General features: G+C 58.3%; 22 protein-coding genes. 14 read left to right on the top strand and 8 right to left on the bottom strand.

The features are described 5' to 3' along the window. Positions 1–76: 76 nt before the first annotated feature. Entirely contained in the window at positions 77–379 is a 303-nt protein-coding gene (locus tag ACO06L_RS04960; protein ID WP_064230172.1) for a hypothetical protein, read from the bottom strand. Between the two features lie 95 nt (positions 380–474). Then, complete coding sequence (locus ACO06L_RS04955) at positions 475–1,062, bottom strand: PilZ domain-containing protein (protein ID WP_202347502.1); 588 nt, start codon at positions 1,060–1,062, stop codon at positions 475–477. Between the two features lie 129 nt (positions 1,063–1,191). Here ACO06L_RS04955 and ACO06L_RS04950 point away from each other — a divergent pair, with 129 nt between their 5' ends. Beyond that, positions 1,192–2,433: a lipoprotein-releasing ABC transporter permease subunit gene (locus ACO06L_RS04950; RefSeq protein ID WP_202347503.1), complete on the top strand. Its 1,242-nt coding sequence runs from the start codon at positions 1,192–1,194 to the stop codon at positions 2,431–2,433. Between the two features lie 13 nt (positions 2,434–2,446). Beyond that, complete coding sequence (gene lolD / locus ACO06L_RS04945) at positions 2,447–3,136, top strand: lipoprotein-releasing ABC transporter ATP-binding protein LolD (protein WP_064230169.1); 690 nt, start codon at positions 2,447–2,449, stop codon at positions 3,134–3,136. On the opposite strand, the gene ACO06L_RS04940 is transcribed toward lolD, so the two are convergent. Beyond that, positions 3,124–3,669 (bottom strand): DUF2062 domain-containing protein, encoded by a 546-nt coding sequence (locus tag ACO06L_RS04940; RefSeq protein ID WP_064230168.1) that lies wholly within the window; start codon positions 3,667–3,669, stop codon positions 3,124–3,126. The genes lolD and ACO06L_RS04940 overlap by 13 nt on opposite strands. An 81-nt stretch (positions 3,670–3,750) precedes the next feature. On the opposite strand from ACO06L_RS04940, the gene ACO06L_RS04935 reads away from it, so the two are divergent. The 9 genes from ACO06L_RS04935 (at position 3,751) to murB (ending at position 12,663) form a co-directional block, all read left to right on the top strand. After that, entirely contained in the window at positions 3,751–6,183 is a 2,433-nt protein-coding gene (locus tag ACO06L_RS04935; protein WP_227715952.1) for a DNA internalization-related competence protein ComEC/Rec2, read from the top strand. A 72-nt stretch (positions 6,184–6,255) separates the two neighbouring features. Further along, entirely contained in the window at positions 6,256–6,882 is a 627-nt protein-coding gene (locus tag ACO06L_RS04930; protein WP_069183399.1) for a MotA/TolQ/ExbB proton channel family protein, read from the top strand. Positions 6,883–6,887: 5 nt separating this feature from the next. Continuing rightward, positions 6,888–7,313 (top strand): ExbD/TolR family protein, encoded by a 426-nt coding sequence (locus ACO06L_RS04925; RefSeq protein ID WP_202347504.1) that lies wholly within the window; start codon positions 6,888–6,890, stop codon positions 7,311–7,313. Then, the gene (gene msbA, locus ACO06L_RS04920; protein ID WP_202347505.1) at positions 7,310–9,088 is read left to right on the top strand and encodes a lipid A export permease/ATP-binding protein MsbA; all 1,779 of its coding nucleotides are present in this window, start codon (positions 7,310–7,312) and stop codon (positions 9,086–9,088) included. The genes ACO06L_RS04925 and msbA overlap by 4 nt, the downstream gene beginning before the upstream one ends. After that, entirely contained in the window at positions 9,085–10,131 is a 1,047-nt protein-coding gene (lpxK, locus tag ACO06L_RS04915) for a tetraacyldisaccharide 4'-kinase (RefSeq protein WP_202347506.1), read from the top strand. Before msbA ends, lpxK begins: the two co-directional genes overlap by 4 nt. Positions 10,132–10,150: 19 nt before the next feature. Beyond that, positions 10,151–10,339, top strand: coding sequence for a Trm112 family protein (locus ACO06L_RS04910; protein WP_064230163.1), 189 nt, complete (start codon positions 10,151–10,153; stop codon positions 10,337–10,339). 27 nt (positions 10,340–10,366) lie between these two features. Continuing rightward, the gene (gene kdsB, locus ACO06L_RS04905; protein ID WP_202347507.1) at positions 10,367–11,161 is read left to right on the top strand and encodes a 3-deoxy-manno-octulosonate cytidylyltransferase; all 795 of its coding nucleotides are present in this window, start codon (positions 10,367–10,369) and stop codon (positions 11,159–11,161) included. Further along, positions 11,154–11,636 (top strand): low molecular weight protein-tyrosine-phosphatase, encoded by a 483-nt coding sequence (locus ACO06L_RS04900; RefSeq protein ID WP_202347508.1) that lies wholly within the window; start codon positions 11,154–11,156, stop codon positions 11,634–11,636. Before kdsB ends, ACO06L_RS04900 begins: the two co-directional genes overlap by 8 nt. Continuing rightward, a complete protein-coding gene (gene murB / locus ACO06L_RS04895; RefSeq protein ID WP_202347509.1) occupies positions 11,629–12,663 on the top strand; it encodes a UDP-N-acetylmuramate dehydrogenase in 1,035 nt (344 codons plus the stop codon). The genes ACO06L_RS04900 and murB overlap by 8 nt, the downstream gene beginning before the upstream one ends. Before the next feature lie 36 nt (positions 12,664–12,699). On the opposite strand, the gene ACO06L_RS04890 is transcribed toward murB, so the two are convergent. Then, entirely contained in the window at positions 12,700–14,433 is a 1,734-nt protein-coding gene (locus tag ACO06L_RS04890; protein ID WP_064230159.1) for a proline--tRNA ligase, read from the bottom strand. Between the two features lie 127 nt (positions 14,434–14,560). Here ACO06L_RS04890 and ACO06L_RS04885 point away from each other — a divergent pair, with 127 nt between their 5' ends. Further along, positions 14,561–15,175, top strand: a complete 615-nt coding sequence (locus ACO06L_RS04885; RefSeq protein WP_202347543.1) for a TetR/AcrR family transcriptional regulator — start codon at positions 14,561–14,563, stop codon at positions 15,173–15,175. Position 15,176: 1 nt separating this feature from the next. Here the strand turns inward: ACO06L_RS04885 and ACO06L_RS04880 are convergent, their stop codons facing one another. Next, positions 15,177–15,674 (bottom strand): Lrp/AsnC family transcriptional regulator, encoded by a 498-nt coding sequence (locus ACO06L_RS04880; RefSeq protein ID WP_069183406.1) that lies wholly within the window; start codon positions 15,672–15,674, stop codon positions 15,177–15,179. A 145-nt stretch (positions 15,675–15,819) separates the two neighbouring features. On the opposite strand from ACO06L_RS04880, the gene leuA reads away from it, so the two are divergent. Further along, positions 15,820–17,514: a 2-isopropylmalate synthase gene (gene leuA, locus ACO06L_RS04875; RefSeq protein WP_421845376.1), complete on the top strand. Its 1,695-nt coding sequence runs from the start codon at positions 15,820–15,822 to the stop codon at positions 17,512–17,514. A 91-nt stretch (positions 17,515–17,605) separates the two neighbouring features. Here leuA and ACO06L_RS04870 read toward each other — a convergent pair whose 3' ends face one another. The 3 genes from ACO06L_RS04870 to xseA form a co-directional block, all read right to left on the bottom strand. Beyond that, positions 17,606–17,815: a cold-shock protein gene (locus ACO06L_RS04870; RefSeq protein ID WP_008169155.1), complete on the bottom strand. Its 210-nt coding sequence runs from the start codon at positions 17,813–17,815 to the stop codon at positions 17,606–17,608. Between the two features lie 316 nt (positions 17,816–18,131). Continuing rightward, on the bottom strand, positions 18,132–20,006 hold the full coding sequence (locus tag ACO06L_RS04865; protein WP_202347511.1) for a propionyl-CoA synthetase: 1,875 nt from the start codon (positions 20,004–20,006) through the stop codon (positions 18,132–18,134). A gap of 103 nt (positions 20,007–20,109) precedes the next feature. Further along, positions 20,110–21,498 carry an exodeoxyribonuclease VII large subunit gene (gene xseA, locus ACO06L_RS04860; protein WP_202347512.1) on the bottom strand — a complete coding sequence of 463 codons (1,389 nt, stop codon included), beginning with the start codon at positions 21,496–21,498 and terminating at the stop codon, positions 20,110–20,112. 192 nt (positions 21,499–21,690) lie between these two features. Between xseA and guaB the strand changes: the two genes are divergently transcribed. After that, positions 21,691–23,154, top strand: coding sequence for an IMP dehydrogenase (gene guaB / locus ACO06L_RS04855; RefSeq protein WP_202347513.1), 1,464 nt, complete (start codon positions 21,691–21,693; stop codon positions 23,152–23,154). Positions 23,155–23,169 lie beyond the last annotated feature (15 nt).

Genomic DNA, 23,169 nt, shown 5'->3' with positions numbered 1-23,169 from the left:
GCCATTCTAACCAACGATTGGTTGAACGTCAGGACATGAGAAGGGGATTTCCGACCTGGAAAGGCCCCTCGGGCCTTCAGCGATTATGCTTGAGAACAGTATGGATAACCCGGTCGCCTTCGAAATACACGACAAAGTTCTGATAATGCCATTGGATAATCGGTGGCTGGCCAATCGGGCCCTGAATCTCCATAGGCGCGCCCCAGGACGCGCGGACTGATGATTGGCTCATGCCGGAGCCCGGAAAGCTAGCCTGATCGCGATCGGCCTGGGCACCAATCGGCACGCGAACTTCTTCAGCTACCGCGGACGTCATCGGGAAAAAGGCCAGTGTGGCAGTCACTGCCAGTGCGCCGAACAGGGTAGATTGTTTTCTCATTGATGGGTCTCCATGAAAACTGGCGTCCTCAGAAGGACATGGATAAAGCGTAATATCCGAAAAAGATTAGCAAAAGTCACCCGTTTTTCCCCAGTCTACTCTTTTTGACGCTGTCGAATCTGCCACCGCATCACATGCCGTGCGATTTGTTGGCGATCGCCGTCATCAATCCGGGCAAATTCGGTGTGGACCCTTGCTCCGCCTGAAGAATCGGGGTGTACCTCGAGAACACGGGCGATTGCCTGGGGCTGAAAAAGTTCGGGTGGCAGGGTCATTCGGACAGCAAGCCGGTCTCCGGGTTGCCAGGCAGGGGTGCTACTGGAGAACGACAGGCCGCCTTCGCTCAGGGTCACCTCCTGCCAGTCCTCAGGTTGCAACGGATTTTGCTCAAAGGCCATAATGCGCGCAAGCGTATCCAGCTTGCCATTCAGGGATTTGATCAGCCCGGTAAGCAGCCGGTCTTTTTCGGCAAGGCTGGCAAGCTGGGATTTTACGTCCTGGTCCAACCGCCTGAATTCAGCTTTCAGGCTTTCGAGGTGGTCACCATCGAAGGCATTCCCGTCCAGTGGAGTGTCGGGGGCCAGCTTGCGGATCTCCAGGCCGATCCGGTCTTCAATGCGGTAAAAGTCCCGGCGTTCGGGTGAATAGTCCACCGGTTCGTTTGGGGTGTCGGACGACTGCATCGCGGCTCCGGAAAGCTGAATTTTTATTGGTACAGAACAGTTTAGCAGTTTCCCTCCGTGCTGGAAGGTAGAAGGTACTCGGGAAAACCAGACCACGACAGACCTGAAGGTAGCAACAGGCACCTCTTCATGTTCAGACCCTTATCATTTTACATTGGCTTGCGATACACGGCCGCAAAGCGCCACAATCACTTCATATCCTTTATTTCCCTGACCTCGATGATCGGGCTGATGCTGGGGGTGGCGGTGCTGATCATCGTGCTGTCAGTCATGAATGGCTTCGACCGGGAACTCAAGCAGAGAATTCTCGGGATGGTTCCCCACGCCACCATACAGGGCGCCGGCCCACTGGATGATTGGCAGTCCGTTGATGCACGGGTACAGGAGCATCCCCGGGTGCTGGCTGCGGCTCCATTCATTCAGGGGCAGGGCATGGTCACCGGGGGCGGGAATGTTCGTGGCGTCATGCTTAATGGCATCCTGCCGGAAGAAGAGCGCACGGTGTCCATCATTGAGAATCATATGATCGAAGGTGGGCTGGATGATCTGGCCTCCGGCGAGTTTGGCATCATCATCGGCCGCTTGATGGCGGCCAGCCTGCGTCTTCAGGTGGGTGACAAGGTGACCGTGGTGCTGCCGGAAGCCTCGGTGACGCCAGCAGGGGTACTGCCAAGGCTCAAGCGTTTTACGGTCAAGGGCATTTTCAGTGTCGGGGCTGAGCTGGATGGTAACTACACCCTGATCCACATGGATGATGCCGCCAAGCTAATGCGCACCGGGGGTAAGGCCGAAGGCGTCCGCCTGCTGGTGGATGACCTGTTCGCAGCGCCCAAGGTGTCGCAGCAGGCCGCTGAGGCCCTGGGCGGCCGATACTACGTATCCGACTGGACCCGCACCCACGGCAATCTGTTCCAGGCCATCCGCATGGAGAAAACCATGATCGGCCTGCTTCTGATGTTTATCGTCGCTGTGGCGGCCTTCAATATCGTGTCCACGCTGGTGATGGTGGTTACTGATAAAACCGGTGACATCGCGATCCTGAGAACCATGGGAGCGACGCCGGGTCGGATCATGCGCATCTTTATCGTTCAGGGAGCGGTCATCGGTATCTTCGGAACCATCGTTGGCACGGCGCTGGGTGTGTTCGGGGCACTCAACATCAGCGCCTTTATCTCCTGGCTGGAGGGTGCGCTTGGGCACCAGTTCCTAAGCGCAGATGTCTACTTTATCAGCTACCTGCCGTCCCAATTGCAATGGCAGGACGTTTTCATAATCAGCGGCGCCGGCCTTGCCATGAGCTTGTTGGCAACCATTTACCCGGCCTGGCGGGCCTCAAGGGTGGATCCGGCGGAGGCGCTTCGCTATGAATAAGGAACCTTCCGCTATGGCGCATTCTGCCCCGGTGATCGACTGTCGCCAGGTGACCCGGACCTACAACGAGGGCCCCGGAAAGCTCACCATTTTTTCAGATATCTCACTGGAAGTTGCCCAGGGTGAGACCGTTGCCATCGTTGGCAGCAGCGGTGCCGGAAAAACAACCTTGCTGAATCTTCTGGGCGGGCTCGACAAGCCGTCGTCCGGCCAGATCTCTATCTGTGGTGAGGACATTCACCGGCTCTCCGAGTCGCGGCGTGCAAAGTTTCGCAACGCCCATCTGGGCTTTGTCTATCAGTTTCATCACTTGCTGCCGGAATTTACGGCGCTTGAGAACGTCATGATGCCTTGTGCATTGGGTGGCATGGCGGTGTCGAAATCGCGCGACAAGGCAAGCAGCTTACTGGAGCGGGTTGGCCTTGCCGAACGGCTTGATCACAAGCCTGGCGAGCTCTCCGGGGGCGAGCGTCAGCGGGTGGCTATAGCGCGTGCGTTGGTAAATGAGCCGGACTGCGTGCTGATGGATGAACCGACCGGTAACCTGGATGAACATACCGGCGAGGGAGTCCAGGCACTGATCGAGTCTCTCAGGGATCAGTTGGGCATTGCGTTTGTCATGGTAACCCATGATATGAAAATGGCCCGAAGCCTCGGGCGGGTCATGCGGCTTGAACAGGGCCGGTTGATTCAGGAAGTCTGATCAGCCGCCCGGCGGCGCCTGAGTCGAGCGGTGCGCCGCACCTGCCAGTCAGAGCGAATTTTCCGGCGCCACAGATACTGGATAATCAGGTAGGCCACGCAAGCGGAAACCGTTGCGACCACCAGGGACCCGAGATAGAGGGGAATGCCGATATCCAGCAGCCGCTCGCTGATCCAGGACCAGGAGAGTTCGAACTCAAAGCTGAGTACGGGACGGTCCAGGGCCCAGGCCCCGATTTTGTAGTTGAAATAGAACATCGGCGGCATGGTCACCGGGTTGCTGATCCAGACCAGAACCACTGAAAGCGGTAGGTTGGCATTGAACCAGATGGCGAAGAAGGCTGCCGCAAGCATCTGGAAGGGCATTGGAATAAAGCAGAACCAGATACCGACCAGAAACGCCCTGGCGACACTGTGACGGTTAATGTGCCATAGGTTCGGTTCATGAAGAATATCGCCCAGAAAGCTCAGCGACTGCATCGCTTGCACCTTCTCTGGTGAGGGCAGATAGCGTTTCATGAACTTCTTTGGCATTGGAAGTTCTGCCTTTAAACGGAGTTAATATACCGGCTCATCGGATGTCGCCGGTGTTTGTGACATACAGGAGGACAAGGATTGTCCGGAAGTATCAACCGCCCGGCATGCTCTCTTGGCACGTCCGGTTCAGCAGTAGTGGGCGTGATCGCCTTCTCTTTTGGCGTTATCTTACTGTATTGGTTGTCGATACTGCCACCTCCCGAATGGTTGATCGCCGCGATACTGCTGCTCGCTCTTGCCTTTTCCTGTTCTTTATCGACCGTCGCCACCCGGTTAACAGTGTTCGCCTTTGGCCTGCTTGCCGGACTGCTCTGGGCCTCCTGGCATGCTGGTGAACGGCTCTCGACCACCCTTCCGAGCAGTCTTGAACGGGAGCGCCTCGCGGTCTCGGGATACCTGTGCGACATTCCTTCGAAAGGAAGCTTCAACAGTTTACGTTTCAGTTTCTGTGTCACCCAGTGGCACAACCTTCCCATCGAAACCGGGCAGGAAGCAAGGATGCCGCGCCTGCTCAGATTGTCCTGGTATGGTCACGGGAATGAACAACTTCCCGGGGCCCGCCTGCGGCTGGAAGTCGCTCTCAAACGCCCTCATGGCAGCCTCAACCCTGCAGGCTTCCGCTACGAGGACTGGCTTTTTCGGAAGGGGTACCGGGCCACAGGAAGCGTCCGTAGTGTTCAGGTCGACTCAACGGTCAGGTGTTTGCTGCATTGCCAGTACCGGAGTCTCCATCTTTCCCTTAAACACTGGACCACGGAGCAGTTTGGCGATGCCAGGCATTTTCCGCTGGTTTCTTCGCTCTTAATTGGCCATCGCGGCTATATGGAAGAGAAGCACTGGGATGTACTCAAGGCGACCGGCACCATTCACCTGGTAGCGATATCGGGTCTGCATCTGGGGCTGGTTGCGCTGGGTGCCGGCTTTTTGTGCAGGCGACTGTTGCTGGCGTTGCCGGCCCGAAGGGTCAGTGACGAGGCCAGACGCTGGATTGTCTTCGCATCGGTTCTAAGTTGTTGCCTGATTTATGCCCTGGCGGCCGGTTTTACCGTGCCGACCCGTCGCGCCCTGGTCATGGTGGTTGCAGGCGGTTGGCTGATTCTTATGAGTCGTCAGGCGCCGGTTTGGCAGGCCTTTCTGGCTGCATTGGTGGCTGTTCTTCTGCTGGATCCTTTTGCGCCACTGGATCAGGGGTTCTGGCTGTCGTTCACGGCTGTCGCCGTGCTGATTGCTGTGTTTTCGGCGCGGCTTGAGGGAACCGGCTCGTTGACCGGGCTCGTCGTTGCGCAGCTGGCCGTATTCGGCGGTTTGTGGCCAATCCTGGAGATATTTGGGCAAGGACAGCCCCTGGTTGGTTTGTTGGCAAATCTCGCAGCGATCCCATGGGTATCCTTGGTAGTCATGCCAGTACTGGTCGCGGGCGGGTTGATCACGGCCGTTGTGCCCGGCGCCGCCCAGCTGTTTGTGCCACTGTTCGATTGGACTCTGGGCGTGCTCTGGTACGTGCTGACATGGTTCGCGGAGTGGCAGGCGCCGGGCATTGAAGCCAGTGTTCCGGAGATTGTGGGTTGGGCGTTGCTGACTGTGACCCTGGTTTTTATGCCGTTTGCCAGATTTCGCCTTGTTGCCGCTCTGTCGGCCGTGTCATGGCTGATGTATCCGGGCCCGACCTCGGTGAAGAATCCCTATTTGAGCGCGCCGGAAATACGGGTCTGGGATGTTGGCCAGGGCCTGTCGGTTCTTGTCCGTCATGGGCATGAGGTATTGGTCTACGACACAGGCCCTGCCGTTCCGGGTGTATTCTCGGCTGTTGAATCGACCCTCCTGCCAAATCTTGAGGCCGAGGGCATCAGGCGGATTGATACCCTGGTGATCAGTCACGCAGACAGTGATCATGCCGGGGGTGTATCCGAATTGACCCGGCAGATTGAAGTCGGAAAAGTCATCGCTGGCGAGCCGGTAGCGGTCAGAGAGCAGGTTGCCGATCTGCCGGTTTGGGGCTGCAAACGATCATCCCAAAGACTCGGCAGCCTGATGCTGGAATTCTGGCAGGGGGAGGGGGCGACAGAAGGTAACGATGCGTCCTGTGTGCTGCGGATATACCATCCCGAATCAGGCACCGAATGGCTACTGCCGGGGGATATCACCGACCACATGGAAGCCCGGTATCTGGCTTATCTCGCTGATCGAGAGGATCTTCCGGCGCCGGTTACCCGAGTGATTGTCGCGCCCCACCATGGCAGCAAAACGTCATCCTCCGAAGCCTGGGTCAAGGCCTTGAAGCCGGGTCAGGTGATCTATACCGCCGGCTATCGACACCGTTATGGCCATCCTCACCCGATGGTTACCGCCCGCTATGCCGGGATCGGTGCCGTATCGCTGAATACAGCCTGTTCCGGCAGCATCGTGATGACGATTGAGGATAACCGGTTGGCGTTAAAGGAAATGCGCCATCGGTCGCCGTTCTGGATTGGCGGCCCGGGGCTTGCCCGTGATCAATGTAAAATACCGTGACATTGCAGGTGTGGCCTCCACCGGTAGCTATGCTAAAGTAGCGCGGCTTGCAAACAATGAGGGAGACCAAGCGTGTTCGAGCTGTTGAAAGCCGGTGGCATTCTCATGGTGCCAATTGTTGCCTGTTCCATTCTGGCGCTGGCCATCATTCTGGAGCGTATCTGGACCCTTCGTGCCTCCAGGGTAGCGCCTCCCCAGACCATTAACGAGTTATGGCGCTGGATCAAGAAAAAAGAACTCAATGGCCGGAAGCTGAAAGCCCTGCAGGGTTCCTCGCCCCTGGGCCGGATTCTGGCCGGTGGCCTGCTTAACGCCAAGCATGGCCGCGAAATCATGAAAGAGAGCATCGAGCACGAGGCGAGCCAGGTTATCCATGATCTGGAGCGCTTCCTGAACCCGCTGGGTACTGTCGCGACCATTACCCCTTTGCTGGGTTTGCTGGGCACGGTTATTGGCATGATCAAGGTGTTCGCCGAGATCCAGCTGGCCGGAGTTGGCAACGCGGGCAACCTGGCTGGCGGCATCTCCGAAGCGCTGATTACCACGGCTGCCGGCCTGAGCGTGGCGATTCCGGCGCTGATCTGCCACCGCTACTTCATTCGCCGGGTGGATGAGCTGGTCGTCGGTATGGAGCAGGAAGCCATCAAGCTGGTTGAGGTAGTACACGGAGACCGCGAAATCGACGTGGAAGGAGCCTGAACGCCGTGAAGTTCAAGCGCCAGAGAAGCCAGGAAGTCGGGGTAGACCTGACACCACTGATCGACGTGGTGTTCCTGCTGCTTATTTTCTTTATGGTTTCCACAACCTTTACCCGGGAAAGCCATATGCAGGTTGAGCTTCCCGAGGCCAGTGGCGAGCCCGCGCCGGCATCGGAAGTACAGCAGATTGATGTGGTGATCAATGCCGAGGGACAGTACATCCTGAACGACCGGACATTGGTCAATAACCGGCGCGAGACGCTGGAACGGGGTGTGCGTGAGTTGGCTGAAGGCAACAATTCGCTTCCCTTCATAATCACCGCTGATGCCCGCACGCCTCACGAGTTTGTGGTTCGGGCCATGGACGTTGCCGGACGTCTGGGATTCGCCAAGCTCAGTATTACCACTGAGCGGGAGGCTGAGAACCAGTGAAGGTAACCGAGCCTTTGCCCGACCCCTCGGCCGGGTTGCCAACGGGCAGTTGGCAAACCTACAAACGCCTGCTCGCTTATGTGAAGCCCTTCCTGCTGGCTTTCTCCCTGGCGGTACTTGGGAACATCATCTACGCCGCCGCATCGACCGGCATGGCGGCGGCCATGGAATACGTCATAGCGGCTATCGAGAACCCCACCGAGCAGAACCGCCTGATTCTCACTCTGGTTATTGTAGGCGTGTTCGCTTTCCGGGGGCTCGGCACGTTCCTGAGCCAGTATTTCATCAGCTACGTTGGTCGCCAGGTCATTAATGCCTTGCGCAATGACGTATTCGATCGCCTGATGACACTGCCGTCCCGGTATTTTGATGACAACGCAGCCGGACGCCTGGTCTCCAAGCTCACCTTCAACGTTGAGCAGGTGGCGGAGGCGACGACCAATGCCGTGACCATTACCCTCCGTGAAGGCCTGACCATCGTCGGTCTGCTGGGCTACATGTTCTACACCAACTGGAAACTCACACTGATTTTCCTGGCGGTGGGGCCGCTTATTGCCGCGGTTGTCAGCTATGCCAGCAAACGCTTCCGCAAGATTAGTCAGCGGATCCAGGGCTCCATGGGCGATATAACCCATGTGGCCTCAGAGTCGATTACCGGCTATCGCGTTGTTCGCACCTTTGGCGGCGAGGATTATGAACGCGATCGTTTTCAAGAGGTTAACAATAAAAACCTCAAGCAAAGTCTGAAGATGGCATCCACCCAGGCCATCAGCGTTCCAGTCATCCAGGTACTGGTCGCCATCGCCATTGCCGGACTGGTCTGGATGATGCTCGCGCCGGAAATCCGTGGCGAAATGACCACGGGGCAGCTCGTTGCCTTTATCACCGCTGCAACCACCATGGCAAAGCCTATCCGTCAGGTCACCTCGGTTCATGCCAAGATCCAGAAGGGTGTTGCAGCGGCCTACGATGTCTTCGAAACCATTGATGAAGCCCCGGAGCAGGATCCGGGTACCTACTCTCCGGATCGGGTTGAGGGCGACATCGAGTTTGATGAGGTGTCCTTCCGGTACCGGGACCAGCTCGACAATGTTCTGGAAGGTATCTCCTTCAGCATTCCTGCCGGTCAGAGTGTGGCACTCGTCGGTCGTTCTGGGAGTGGAAAGTCCACCCTGGTGAGTCTCATTCCACGATTCTATGAATACACCGGCGGCGATATCCGCATCGATGGTCATTCGCTGAAGGAGTTCTCCCTGAAGGGGCTGCGTTCCCAGATTGCACTGGTGAACCAGAATGTGGTGCTTTTCAACGACAGTATCGCCGCCAACATCGCTTACGGCGCGCTCCGGCACTGTACTCGCGAAGAAATTCGCGAGGCCGCCGCGAAGGCGCACGCCCTTGAGTTTATCGACCGCATGCCCGAAGGCCTGGACACCATGATCGGCGACAATGGCGTAATGCTCTCGGGTGGGCAGCGACAGCGGCTCGCGATTGCCCGGGCACTGCTCAAGAATGCCCCGATCCTGATCCTTGATGAGGCCACATCGGCGCTGGATACTGAATCTGAACGGCACATCCAGGAGGCGCTGGAAACAGTGATGCAGGGTCGTACCACACTGGTCATTGCGCATCGCCTTTCCACCATCGAGAAAGCCGACAGGATTCTGGTGATGGAAAACGGACGAATCGCAGAATCCGGTCGCCACGACGAACTTCTTGCTGCTGGCGGCGCCTACGCCCAGCTGCATCAGATGCAGTTCAGCGAGCAGCCATGAGCGCGGTGCAATCCGCCATAAGCTCGCTGGTTGAACGTCTTTGGTATGGCAGTAAACGGCCCCTGGGCTTTCTGGCTCCGTTGTCCTGGTTGTACCGAAGCATCGCAGAGGCCCGTCGCCGTTCGGCCTGGGACGCAAGGGATGTCTCGCTTCCGGTTCCGGTTATTGTGGTTGGCAATATCACCGCCGGTGGAACCGGGAAGTCACCGCTTACCGCATGGCTTGTCTCTGAACTGGCATCTGCCGGTTGGCGACCGGTCATCCTCAGCAGGGGTTATGGCGGTGACGCCGGCCAATACCCGCTGGTTGTCGCAGCAGATACCAGCCCCGCCGAAGCCGGTGACGAGCCGGTGATGCTGGCACTCAGCACCGGTTGTCCGGTGGTTGTTGATCCCGAGCGTCGACGCGCCGCAGATTTTGCTATCGAGAACAACCTTGGTGATTTGCTGATCTGTGACGACGGTCTACAGCATTACAAATTGCCCAGGGATCTCGAACTCTCGGTATTTGATGGGCAGCGGGGCATCGGCAATGGCGCCCTGATTCCGGTCGGTCCCCTGCGAGAGCCGGTTTCCCGGCTCGCTTCCGTGGATTTTGTTATCGTAAACGACAAGCGACTCTCGGAGCAGGCTCTGGAGAGTTTTGTCGGCGTTGACCATCCGGCCATTTATTCCATGGTTCTGGAGCCCGCGACCCTGATCCACCTTAAATCGGGGGCGTGCAGAGCTGTCGGAGAACTGAAGGGGAAAACGGTCAAGGCGGTAGCGGGCATCGGCAATCCGGCCCGGTTTTTCGATACGCTCAGGGCCCTGGGTGCATCGGTCACCGAGACGGCTTTTCCGGATCATCACCGGTTCCGCCCGGAAGATCTGACAACCGAGACCGATGAGTGGATTGTCATGACGGCAAAGGATGCGGTGAAATGCCGGGAGTTCGCGCCCGAGAATGCGTGGAGCCTGGTGGTTGAGGCCAGGTTGCCGGAACAGTTCCGGGATGCGTTTCTGGCCCGTGTTCGCCAGTGTTCCGAGCCTATAACTTCGTGATTTCGAGTGAGTGAGCAACATGGATAAGAAACTGTTGGCGATGCTGGCCTGTCCGGTCTGCAAGGGCGATCTGAAGCTTAACGAGGACAGAACCGAGCTGGTCTGTTATCAGGACGCCATGGCGTTCCCGATCCGCGAGGGAATTCCGGTGATGTTGGCCACAGAGGCCCGGACCCTGTCCACCGATGAGCGTCTGCACAAGCGCTGAACCCAAGTCCATCAGGGTAGTTACCTCATGTTTTTTACCGTTGTGATCCCGGCCCGCTATGCCTCCAGTCGCCTGCCAGGCAAGCCGCTGGCGGAAATTGCCGGAAAGCCCATGATCCAGCACGTCTGCGAGCGTGCTGCAGAAAGCCGGGCAGATCGTGTGGTTGTGGCCACCGACGACGACCGAATCCGCACCGCTTGCGAAGGCTTTGGTGCCGAGGTGGTCATGACATCCCCGAATCATGCCAGTGGCACCGACCGACTCGAGGAAGTTGCCCGGGCGCTCGGGTTCGAGGCCGACCACCGGGTGGTCAACGTGCAGGGTGACGAACCCCTGATTCCGCCGGAACTGATCAATCAGGTGGCCGACAACCTGGAGCTGTATCCGGAAGCCGCCATTGCCACCCTGTGCGAGCGAATTCATGACCCGGAGCAGGTCTTTAATCCCAACGTGGTCAAGGTGGTGTTTGATCACCAGGGGATGGCACATTACTTCAGCCGGGCACCGATTCCGTGGGCCCGGGACCAGTGGCAGGGGGGTACGCCGCTGAAGGGCGTCGACATCTCCTTGCCACACAATATGGGGTATTTCCGGCATATCGGAATTTATGGTTACCGTGCTTCGGTGCTTGCACAGTTTGTCAGTTGGGCGCCTGCCCCCACAGAGGTTACCGAATCCCTGGAACAGTTGCGGGCGCTCTACAACGGCGCCCGGATCCACGTGGATGTGGCTGCCGTGAACCCGCCGGGCGGGATTGACACGGAAGCCGATCTGCAACGGGTCCGCAACTGGCTGGAAAGGAGAGAGATCGACAATGGCTGAACCGGTAAAGGTACTTTTCGTTTGTCTGGGCAACATCTGTCGCTCGCCCAGTGCCGAAGGGGTGTTTCGTTCCCTGGTGGAGCAGGCTGGCCTCGCGGAAAAAGTTCACATCGATTCCTGTGGCACTGGTCACTGGCATATTGGCAAGAGTCCTGATACCCGGGCCCAGGAGGCCGCCTCGCGCCGGGGCATTGATATCAGCGGGTTGCGGGCACGCCAGTTCAGTCCAGAGGATCTGGATACCTTCGACTACGTACTGGTAATGGATCGCCAGAACCTGGCCGACATCAGGGATTTCTGGCATCAGAACGGCGGCACCCGGCCAGCACTGTTCCTGGAGTATGGCCGCTCGGCGCATAAGGAAGTGCCAGATCCGTACTACGGCGGTGACGAAGGGTTTGAAACCGTGCTTGATCTGATAAACGAGGCTGGCGAGGGGTTGCTGGCGGACATCCGGGGCGCCTGGCTTGAGTGAGCAGCCGGAGATCCGGGAAAACGTCGAACTGGAGGCGCTGAACACCCTGCATGTGCCGGCCAGGGCCCGCTTCTACGTGGAGGTTCACAGCGCCGAAGAGTTGGCCCGGTCCCTGGACTGGGCTGCGTCCGAAGACCACGAAGTGCTGATTCTCGGTGGTGGCAGCAACCTGGTATTGGCCGGCGACTTTATGGGCCTGGTGGTCCGTCTGGCCATTCGTGGACGCCGCTGGGCGCACATCCAGGATCACAAGGCCACCCTGGTGCTTGGCGCTGGTGAGAACTGGCATGAGGCGGTTCTTTATGCGGCCCGGGCCGGTTATCGCGGTATCGAGAATCTGGCACTGATTCCCGGAACCGCGGGTGCCGCGCCTGTGCAGAATATCGGTGCCTACGGAGTGGAACTCTGCGATTGTCTGGAATCTGTCACGGCGCTGGATCGTGATACGGGCGAGCTGATAGTTCTGGAAAACGCGGAGTGCCGGTTTGCTTACCGAGACAGCCTGTTCAAACAGACACCGGGCCGTTATGTGATCACTGAAATTCGTCTGGGCCTGTCCCGCTCACGGCCCCTGGTGCTGGGGTATCGGGATCTTCAGGAATACCTGGGTGATACGCCGGAAACCGCCCTTGACCCACTGCAGGTTGCGGAGGCCGTAATGGCCATCCGGCGACGCAAGCTGCCGGACCCGGACATCATTCCGAACGCCGGAAGTTTCTTCAAGAACCCGGTGGTGGATAGCATAACCTATGAGGCTCTCAGGGAACGGAACCCCGATATCGTGGCCTATCCCCAGGAGCACGGCGTTAAACTGGCCGCGGCCTGGCTGATTGATCAAAGTGGCTGGAAAGGGTTCCGTAATGCCCGGGTGGGCGTTCATAACCGGCAGGCACTGGTCCTGATTAACCACTCGGGCGGCACTGGCGCCGACATACTCGAGCTTGCGGAGACGATCCGTCAATCGGTGGCAGACCGTTTCGGGGTAACGCTGGAAATGGAGCCGGGGATCGTGGGTAGCCAGAGGTAAGCCCGCCCGGAGGCGGGCACGGATTCAAAGATCCTTTCACAGTCCTTTGCGGGGCGAGGCATTTACCAGGAATGGCAGCGCTTCGGCCACCGGCACATCCTGTTTCTCCGCATCCCGCCGGCCCTTGTATTCCAGGGTTCCTGCTGCCAGACCGCGCTCGGACACCACGAACCGGTGCGGGATACCGATCAGTTCCATATCGGCGAACTTCACGCCCGGGCGCTCTTTGCGGTCATCCAGAAGCACGTCGTAGCCCGCCTGGCGAAGCTGCTCATAAAGCTTTTCACCGGCTTCGGCAACCGTGGGTGACTTGTGGGCGTTCAGGGTCACGATGGCCACCTGGAACGGTGCGATGGCGTCCGGCCAGATGATGCCGTTGTCGTCATGGTTCTGCTCAATGGCGGCAGCGACAACCCGGGAAACGCCGAGGCCGTAGCATCCCATCTCCATGATTACGGTCTTGCCGTTCTCATCCAGAACCGTGGCGTTCATGGCGGTACTGTATTTGTTGCCGAGTTTGAAAATATGGCCGACCTCAATCCCGCGACGGATTTCCAGAGTGCCCTTGCCGTCCGGGCTGGCGTCGCCCTCAACCACGTTGCGCAGGTCTTCCACACGGTCAAGCGTTGCGTCCCTGTCCCAGTTCACACCGGTCAGGTGGAAGCCTTCTCGGTTGGCGCCGCAGACAAAGTCCGCCAGGTGGGCAGCACTACGGTCAACAATCACCGGTACATTGAGTTTTACCGGTCCGATAGACCCGGCCTTGCACCCGACAGCCTGCTCGATTTCCTCATCGGTGGCCATGGTCAGAGGCTCGGCAACGCCGGCCAGGTTTTCGGCCTTGATCTCGTTCAGGGTGTGATCGCCGCGCAGAACCAGAGCGATCAGGCCGGAATTGCCGTCTTCGTCCGCTTCGGCCTTCACCAGCAGAGTCTTGACCGTGCGGGTGGGGTCAATGCCCAGCAACGCGGACACCGCCTCGATGGTTTTCTGGTCTGGCGTGGCGACTTCCTTCATCTCCTCGGCCGGGGCAGGGCGATCTCCGCCCGGCGCTACCGCCTCAGCTTTCTCGATATTGGCCGCGTAATCGCTCTCTGTGCTGAAAACGATGTCGTCTTCGCCGGAGGATGCGAGTACATGGAACTCGTGGGAAGCGTTGCCGCCTATGGCGCCGGAATCCGCCTGTACTGCACGGTAATCGAGGCCGAACCGGTCGAAGATGGCGCAGTAGGTGCGGTGCATCAGCTCATAGGTTTCGTTCAGAGACTCTGCGTTCAGATGGAAGGAGTAGGCATCCTTCATGAGAAATTCCCTGGCCCGCATGACGCCAAACCGGGGGCGACGCTCGTCCCGAAATTTGGTCTGTACCTGGTAGAAATTGGCCGGCAGTTCCTTGTAGCTGCTCAGCTCGTTCCGGATCAGGTCGGTAATGACCTCTTCGTGGGTCGGCCCGAAACAGAAATCCCGGCCGTGGCGGTCTTTCATTCGCAGCAATTCGCCGCCGTACTGGGTCCAGCGCCCGGATTCCTCCCAGAGCTCGGCCGGCTGGACCGCTGGCATCAATACTTCCTGGGCACCACTCTTGTCCATTTCTTCGCGAACAATCCGCTCAACCTTACGCAGGGTGCGCAGGCCCATTGGCAACCAGGTGTAAAGCCCGGCGGCCAGTTTACGAATCATGCCGGCACGCAACATCAGCTGGTGGCTGATGATCTCGGCGTCAGCGGGGGTCTCTTTCTGGGTGGCAATCAGGTAACGGCTTGCTCGCATCGTGTCTTCCGTTTGTAATAAATCTGAAGTGTTAGACTAATGGACAGGCGGCGGTTGGTCCGCCGAAGCCTTTATTTGTCGTAAAGTGGCCATTATTGTACGGAGCCTGTTGCACAAGGTACAGATGATGACCGACGAATCTATTGATGTGGCCCCGCGGCGCCGGCCGGTCCAGGCGCGCAGCCGGGAACGCGTCAACACCATCCTTCGCCACGCCGCCGCCATTTTTCACGAGACCGGCGTCGAGGCTGTCAGCATGTCAGCCATTGCCCGGCAGTCGGGAATGTCCCTGGCCTCCCTGTATCGGTATTTTCCCAACAAGGCGGCCATCGTTCATGCCATTGCTGAACAGCATGTGGAGAAGATGGAACGTGCTCTGAGGGAGCGTTTACAGGAACTGAGCGTGGTTGATGCGGTAGACGTTCTCATTGATCAGTTCTACGAATTTTACCGCGATGAGCCTGCCTGTTCGGCTATCTGGAGCGGCGTGGAGGCCATGCCGGAACTCCGGGAGCTGGATCTGAGAGAGCTGTACACCAACGCCCGGGACCTGGACGAGAAGCTCAGAAAGGAATGCCCCCAGATCGCTGACGCCCGGCGCTGGACAGCAAGCTTGTTGCTGCCACGGTCCGCGGGCACTGTGCTGCGGCTGGCAGTGACCCTCCCGGAGGGACAGGGCCGGCAACTGGTGGAGGAACTCAAGTGCATGGCCCGGGCTTACGTTCGCGAGCTTGTCGCCTGAATCAGGAAAGATAACCCAGGGGCAGGGCGGTACTGTCGATTACTCTGCGGAGTACAAAGCTGGAATGTACACCGCTGACCCCCTGAATGCGGGTGATACGGTTCAACAGGAAATGGTGGTAGTGGTCCATGTCCGGCACCACCACCTTGAGCATGTAATCGGCGTCCTGGCCGGTGATCAGGTAGCACTCCTGCACCTCCGGGTACTCGGCCACCTGCTCTTCAAAGGCCGCGAATCGCTCTGGCGTATGCCGGTCCATACCAATCAGTATGATCGCGGTCAGTGAGAGGCCAAGCTTCTTGTGGTCCAGAATAGTGACGGTTCTGACAATAATGCCAGCATCCTCGAGAGCCCTCACACGGCGCAGGCAGGGTGAAGGTGACAGCCCGACTTTCTCTGCCAGTTCCTGGTTGGTCAGGGAACCATCCTGTTGGATGTGTTCGAGGATTCGACGGTCCATCTTGTCAATTTTGACGAGGGTTTTCTGATTTTCAGCCATAAAATTCCACGAATCCTATTTTGTGGGCAATTTATAGATTATAAAGTACCCATTCCCGTTGAAGTTCGCAATCAAATTCCAGCTTTATCGCGTTAACCTGTACGCATTGATAATTTCATTCCCGAAACCGCAAGGAATTACACGCATGGCTTTCGATCATCGCAAATACGTTGCGTTCAAACCTGTTGCCAAAACCGACCGTCGCTGGCCGGACAAGGTCATCGAGAAGGCGCCCACCTGGTGTGCCGTTGACCTTCGGGATGGCAACCAGGCGCTGGTGAAGCCCATGTCTGTTGCCCAGAAAACGCGGATGTTCGAGTTGCTGGTCAAGCTGGGCTTCAAGGAAATCGAGATCGGCTTTCCCGCTGCCAGCCAGCCGGATTTTGATTTCTGTCGCAAACTGATTGAAGAAAACCGCATTCCCGAGGATGTGAAGATCCAGGTGCTGACCCAGGCTCGCCCTGAACTGATCGAACGCACCTATGAAGCACTTGCCGGCGCCCGGAAGGCGATCGTGCATGTCTACAATTCCACCTCCACGGTTCAGCGGGAGCAGGTGTTTGGACTGGATCGCGATGGCATCAGGGATATTGCCGTCAATGGTGCAAAGCTGGTTCGTGACATTGCTGCCCGCCACCCGGAAACCGAGTGGACCTTCCAGTATTCACCGGAGAGCTTTACCGGAACCGAACTGGATTTCGCTGCGGAAGTGATTGATGCCGTAAGTGAGGTCTGGCGCCCGGAAGAGGGCCAGCCGATGATTATCAACCTGCCTGCCACCGTTGAAATGGCGACACCGAATGTGTTCGCCGACCAGATTGAATGGATCTGCGACAACATCAAGCGCCGTGAGCACATCAGCATCAGCGTGCACACCCACAACGATCGTGGCTGCGCCGTGGCCGCTGCGGAGCTGGCGGTGATGGCCGGAGCCGACCGAGTCGAGGGTACCCTGATGGGCAACGGTGAGCGCACCGGCAACATGGACCTGGTGACCATGGCCATGAACCTCTATTCCCAGGGCATTGATCCCACACTGGATCTGTCCGGCATGGCAGAGATCGTAGAGGTAGTCGAGGCCTGCACCGAGATTTCCACCCATCCGCGTCATCCCTACGCCGGCGAGCTTGTCTTTACCGCCTTCTCAGGCAGCCACCAAGACGCCATCCGAAAATGCCTGGCGCGCCGCAAGGAAGGGGAGACCTGGAATGTCGCTTACCTGCCCATCGATCCGTTTGATGTCGGCCGCCGGTATGAGGAAGTGGTGCGAATCAACAGTCAGTCTGGCAAGGGCGGTGTCGCCTATGTACTGGAGCGGGATTACAACATCAGCCTGCCGCGCTGGCTGCAGATCGAGTTCAGCAAGGTGGTGCAGCGAGAAGCGGAAACCAACGGTGGTGAGATTGACTCACTGACCATTCATCGCCTGTTCGAGGATCGCTACCTGAAAGTCCACGCCGACTGGGCTCTGCGTTCCTACGACCTGCACCGTGACGAAGAGGGTGTGCACGCCGAGGTGTCAGTGGGTCGCGATGCGTCGCCGATTCGTCTGGATGGCCATGGGCTGGGCGCTGTGGAGGCCGTATCGGAGGCGCTGGAGAAGCGCTTTGGTATCTCCATCGCCGTCGAGGCTTACGACGAATTTGCCCTGGGTGAGGGCACTAATGCCAACGCTCTGGCCTGTATCCGCTTGACCGCAAGCGGTATGCATTGCAGTGCAGCGGCACTGGCAGAGGACACCACGTCTGCTACTTTGCAGGCACTGTTTTCGGCGGTAGCCCAGGCGGTGGGTGTTGAAATGCCCAGGAAGGAAATGGAGGCTGAAACAGCCGGTGCCTGATACCGCACTGCCCTGACGACACAAGCCGGCACGAATGCCGGCTTGTTGGTTTTCCGATGCCCGTGAGGGGCAAAGGACGGAACGTAAACCCTCAGACCGGGGTAACGTTTTCCGCCTGCGGGCCTTTCGGGCCCTGTGTTACGGTGAACTGTACCTGCTGGCCTTCGGTCAGGGTACGGAAACCGCTTGCGTTGATTGCGCTGTAGTGAACAAACACGTCGCTGCCACCGTCCTGAGCGATGAAGCCAAAGCCTTTGGACTCGTTAAACCACTTAACGTGGCCGGTTTTAGTATCGGACATTGATCTTTCCTGTCTTTCTGTAATTTGCCCTCACGGGACCTTCAAAATTCCACATGGAATCGTTGCTGAGAAATCCAGAGAGTACTGAGGAAGGGGCAACGAAGAGCACTTCGGCAGGACGTTGAAACGCATTCACCAAATACCGCTGTATTTTCACAGCAATTTCAGTATAGACCGACTTTGGGGGGCGTCAACGAAATTTTTGCACCTTTCATGCAGGTTTTATTGTCGGCAAAAACAACGGCTTGGGATTTGATTGAATAAAAAATGCCCGCTCCCCGTTAACCGGGGGCGGGCAGGGTTCAGGGCGCTTCCGTCAGTGGCGGAATTGCTCGCTGATTTCTTCCAGAATGGCCGGATCATCAATGGTGCTGGGCACCGAGTATTCCTCGCCATCAGCGATCTGACGGATAACCCGTCTCAGGATCTTCCCGGAACGGGTCTTGGGAAGTCGGTCCACTACCAGGGCGCGACGGAAACAGGCGATGGCACCGATCTTGTCGCGAACCATCTCCACCAGTTCGTCTTCCAGTTCGTCATGGTCGATGGTTGCGCCATCCTTGATGAGAACCAGTCCGATGGGAATTTGCCCTTTCATGTCATCGTGAGCACCTACCACGCAGCACTCGGCAACGGCGGGGTGTGAAGCCACCACTTCTTCCATCTCGCCGGTGGAAAGACGGTGGCCGGCCACATTGATCACGTCATCGGTGCGGCCCATGACAAACACATAGCCGTCATCGTCAATAAACCCGCCGTCACCGGAACTGTAGAATCCCGATATCGGTTCCAGATAGGTTTTGCGGAAGCGCTCGTCGTCGCCCCAGACCGTCATCATGCAGCCTGGCGGCAGGGGCAGTTTCACGGCAATCTGGCCTTGCTCGCCGGCGGGCATCTGGCTGCCTTTCATGTCCACCACCTGAACGTTGTAGCCGGGTGAGGGCACGGTCGCAGATCCCGGTTTGGTGGCCATCAATTCGATACCCACCGGGTTGCAGCAGATGGCCCAGCCCGTCTCGGTCTGCCACCAGTGGTCAAGAACCGGCAGGCCGGTATGTTCCTTCAGCCATTCATAGGTGGCTGGATCCAGGCGCTCGCCGGCCAGGAACAGGCGTTTCAGTGAGCTGATGTCATAGCGTGACAACTGATCCGCTTCCGGATCTTCCTTGCGGACGGCCCGGAATGCGGTCGGAGCGGTAAACAGCATGTTGACCTTGTGGTCCTGTACCACACGCCAGAATGCGCCGGCATCCGGCGTTTTCACCGGCTTGCCCTCGTACAGGATTGTGGTGCAGCCGGCAAACAGTGGGGCGTAAACGATGTAGCTGTGGCCAACGACCCAGCCAACGTCGGAGGCGGCCCAGTAAACATCGCCGGGTTTGGCATCATAGACCAGCTTCATGCTGTAGTTTAGGGCAACCGCGTGACCGCCATTATCACGCACCACACCCTTGGGTTTTCCGGTGGTACCGGAGGTGTAAAGGATGTAGAGCGGATCCGTTGACTTGACGGGCACCGGGTTGGCGGGTTCAGCCGTTTTCATCAACTCGTTCCAGTCGTGGTCCCGGCCAGCCTGAAGGTCGGCCTTCACCTGGGGACGCTGGTAAACAATGCAGGTTTCCGGTTTATGGCTGGCCTGATCGATGGCCTTGTTGACCAGCGGCTTGTATTCGATCACGCGGGCGACTTCAATGCCGCAGGAGGCGGTAATCACGGCCTTGGGTTTGGCGTCATCAATGCGCACGGCCAGTTCGTGGGCAGCAAAGCCGCCAAAAACCACAGAGTGAATAGCCCCGATCCGCGCGCAGCCCAGCATCGCAATGACGGCTTCCGGGATCATTGGCATGTAGATGATGACCCGGTCACCCTTGGTGATGCCCCGGTCTTTCAGGGCACCGGCGAAGCGTGCAACCTCGTCGGTCAGTTCGTTGTAGGTGTAGGAACGCTGGGTATCGGTAACCGGAGAGTCGTAGATCAGGGCTTTCTGGTCACCACGGCCTGCGCGGATGTTGGCATCCAGCGCGATATTGCAGGTGTTCAGGGTGCCATCGGGGAACCACTCCCCGTGGCCATTGTCTGTTGGCTGCCAGATGGTTTTCGGCGGTTCAATCCAGTCAATTTTTTCCGCCTGTTCACGCCAGAAGTCGTCCGGTTTGTCTATCGACCGCCGGAACTCCGAGTGGTAGTCCATACATTCCACCTCATCGTGCCTGTTGTTGTTTTAATACGTTTCCTGACAACTTTAGGCCGTTTGAAATCATGGACTAGTAGACCATTGGCTTAGTCTGCGCGCTCTAGGGGCCAGTTTCCTCTGCAGATTTGACCGACGTCACCTTTGCCTTCATTTCACCCTTGGCAACCCGGGCGGAAATGGTATCGCCCGGGCCGACTTCAGATGCTTCCCGGATGATGTTCCCCTGGTTGTCGCGGACGATCGCATACCCCCTGCCAAGGGTTGCCAGGGGGCTGACCACGTTCAGGGTCTGCGCCGCGTGTTCCAGGTTTTCCCGGCGGTGGCTCAGATCCTGCTGGATGATAGAAGTCAGTCGTTCGCCCACGCGCCGAAGGGCTTCCCGGCTATCAGAAAGCTGGCGGCGCGGTGACTGCATGACCAGTCTCTGGCGTAGGTGATCATTGCGCACGCCCACCGTTGTCAGGCGCTGTCGGATAGCCTTCTGAAGTCGCAGTTCCAGTTCATCCATCCGCTGGGCTTTCTCCAGAAGTTCCCGTCGCGGGTCCCGCAACCGTGCACCCAGGTGCCCGAGCTGGGTACCAAGGCGCTTCAGGGCAAGGCTCATGGCATTGGAAAGACGGAATTGCCGCTCACGGAGCTGTCTGAGCCAGTCAGACTGATCCGGTGAAATCTTTTCAGCTGCCGCCGACGGTGTCGGTGCTCGGAGATCCGCCACGAAATCCGCAATGGTCACATCCACTTCGTGGCCAACCGCGCTCACGGTGGGAATCCGGCAAGCGGCAATGGCGCGGGCTACCGCTTCTTCGTTGAAGCACCAGAGATCTTCCAAGGAGCCACCGCCGCGACCGATAATCAGCACGTCGGCAACCCCGTGGCTCTGGGCGGCTTCAATGGCGCCAACAATATCGGCCGTGGCGGCCTTGCCCTGAACAGCCGTGGGGTAAAGTGTCACGGGAATGGCGGGGCAGCGACGGGCCAGGACGGTCAGTATGTCGTGTATCGCGGCGCCGGTGGGGGAGGTAACCACACCGATGTGCCGGGGCAGGGACGGCAGTGGTTTCTTCCTGGTCTGATCAAACAGACCCTCGGCCAGCAGCTTGCGCTTGAGCTCCTCGAAGGCCTGCTGCAGAGCGCCGAGCCCCGCTGGCTCAATATGCTCAACGATGATCTGGAAGTCGCCCCGGATCTCGTAGAGGGTCACCTTGCCGCGTATCCGAACCTGATCACCCTCTTTGGGCAATGTCCGAATACGCTGGTTCATTCCCCGGAACATGGCGCAGCGAACCTGGCATTTGCGGTCTTTCAGGGAAAAGTACCAATGGCCGGAGGAGGGGCGTGAGAATCCGGAGAGTTCGCCTTCCACCCACGCCTGCATGAAGCTGGACTCCAGCAGATGTCTGGCCTGGTGGTTGAGCTCGCTGACACTGAGCGCCCGGGGCCGGGTGTCCTGAAGATGCGGCGCCGCCGGTCCTGATCCGTCGTTATACATACGCAATAGCCGAAAAAAGGAAGGGTAAAAATAGCGAAATTTCAAAAAGATGCAATCGAACCTTAAAAACGCCCCGGTTTACTGTCCCCGAGAGCCCCATTATAATAGATCGATTAAGGATTTTGCTTTGTCGTACCGCCGCGGGTACGGCACGGAAATTCCCAACTTAGCACGATCAAAAGGCGGATCCCAATGCTGCGAATTGCCGAAGAAGCCCTCACATTTGATGACGTTCTGCTGGTTCCCGGATATTCAGAAGTGCTGCCTCACGAGGTTAGCCTGCAAACCCAGCTGACCAAGGGTATCACCCTCAACATCCCTCTTCTGTCATCCGCCATGGATACCGTTACCGAGGCAGAATTGGCCATCGCCATGGCCCAGGAAGGCGGTATCGGCATCATGCACAAGAACATGACCGTTGAGCAACAGGCGGCTGCCGTCCGCAAGGTCAAGAAGTTCGAAAGTGGTGTTGTCAAGGATCCGATTACCGTATCGCCAGAGACCACCGTTCGTGAGTTGGTCGATATCACCATGGCAAACAGCATTTCCGGCCTGCCGGTCGTAGATGGGCACGACCTGATCGGTATCGTGACGGGCCGTGATATCCGGTTTGAAAGCCGTATGGATACGCTGGTTCGGGACATCATGACCCCGAAAGAGAAGCTGGTTACGGTGAAGGAAGGCGCTTGCCTCGAGGAAGTGAAAGAACTGTTGCATCGTCACCGGATCGAAAAGGTCCTCGTGGTCAACGACAACTTCGAGCTGCGCGGCCTGATCACCGTGAAGGATATCCAGAAAGCCAAGGATTATCCGCTGGCGTGCAAGGATGATCAGGGGCGTCTGCGGGTTGGAGCAGCGGTCAGCACCGGCGGTGACACCGAGGCACGGATTACCGCACTGGCCGAGGCCGGCGTTGACGTGATCGTTGTGGATACGGCCCACGGCCATTCCCGTGGCGTTATCGAGCGTGTTAGCTGGATCAAGAAAAACTTCCCGGATGTTCAGGTGATTGGCGGTAACATTGCCACGTCACACGCGGCACTTGCCCTGGCAGAAGCCGGCGCGGATGCCGTGAAAGTGGGTATTGGTCCCGGTTCCATCTGTACCACTCGCATTGTGGCTGGTATCGGCGTACCGCAGATCTCAGCGGTTTCCAACGTGGCGGCAGCCCTTAAGGAGCTTGGAGTTCCAGTGATTGCGGACGGTGGTATCCGTTTCTCCGGTGATATTGCCAAGGCCATCGCCGCTGGCGCCCACAGTGTCATGATCGGCAGTCTGTTGGCAGGCACCGATGAGGCACCTGGCGAGGTAGAGTTGTTCCAGGGGCGCAGTTACAAGGCGTATAGGGGCATGGGCTCCATTGGCGCCATGGGGCAGGGCTCCAGCGATCGCTATTTCCAGGATGCCAGTAAAGGTATCGAGAAGCTCGTGCCGGAAGGCATCGAGGGCCGCGTTGCCTGCAAGGGCCCGATGCGTAACATCGTTCATCAGCTGGTCGGCGGTCTGCGTGCGGCCATGGGCTACACCGGTAGTGCGACCATGGAAGAAATGCGGACCAAGCCGGAATTCGTGCGCATCACCAACGCCGGCATGCGTGAGAGCCACGTGCACGATGTGACCATCACAAAAGAATCGCCCAACTACCGTATCGGTTAACCATTGCCCTACCAG

The sequence above is a fragment of the Marinobacter sp. genome, assembly GCF_965229985.1.
GTDB lineage: Bacteria > Pseudomonadota > Gammaproteobacteria > Pseudomonadales > Oleiphilaceae > Marinobacter.
The sequence above is the reverse complement of the archived record's forward strand: the minus strand, read 5'-3'. Positions and strand labels throughout refer to the sequence as shown.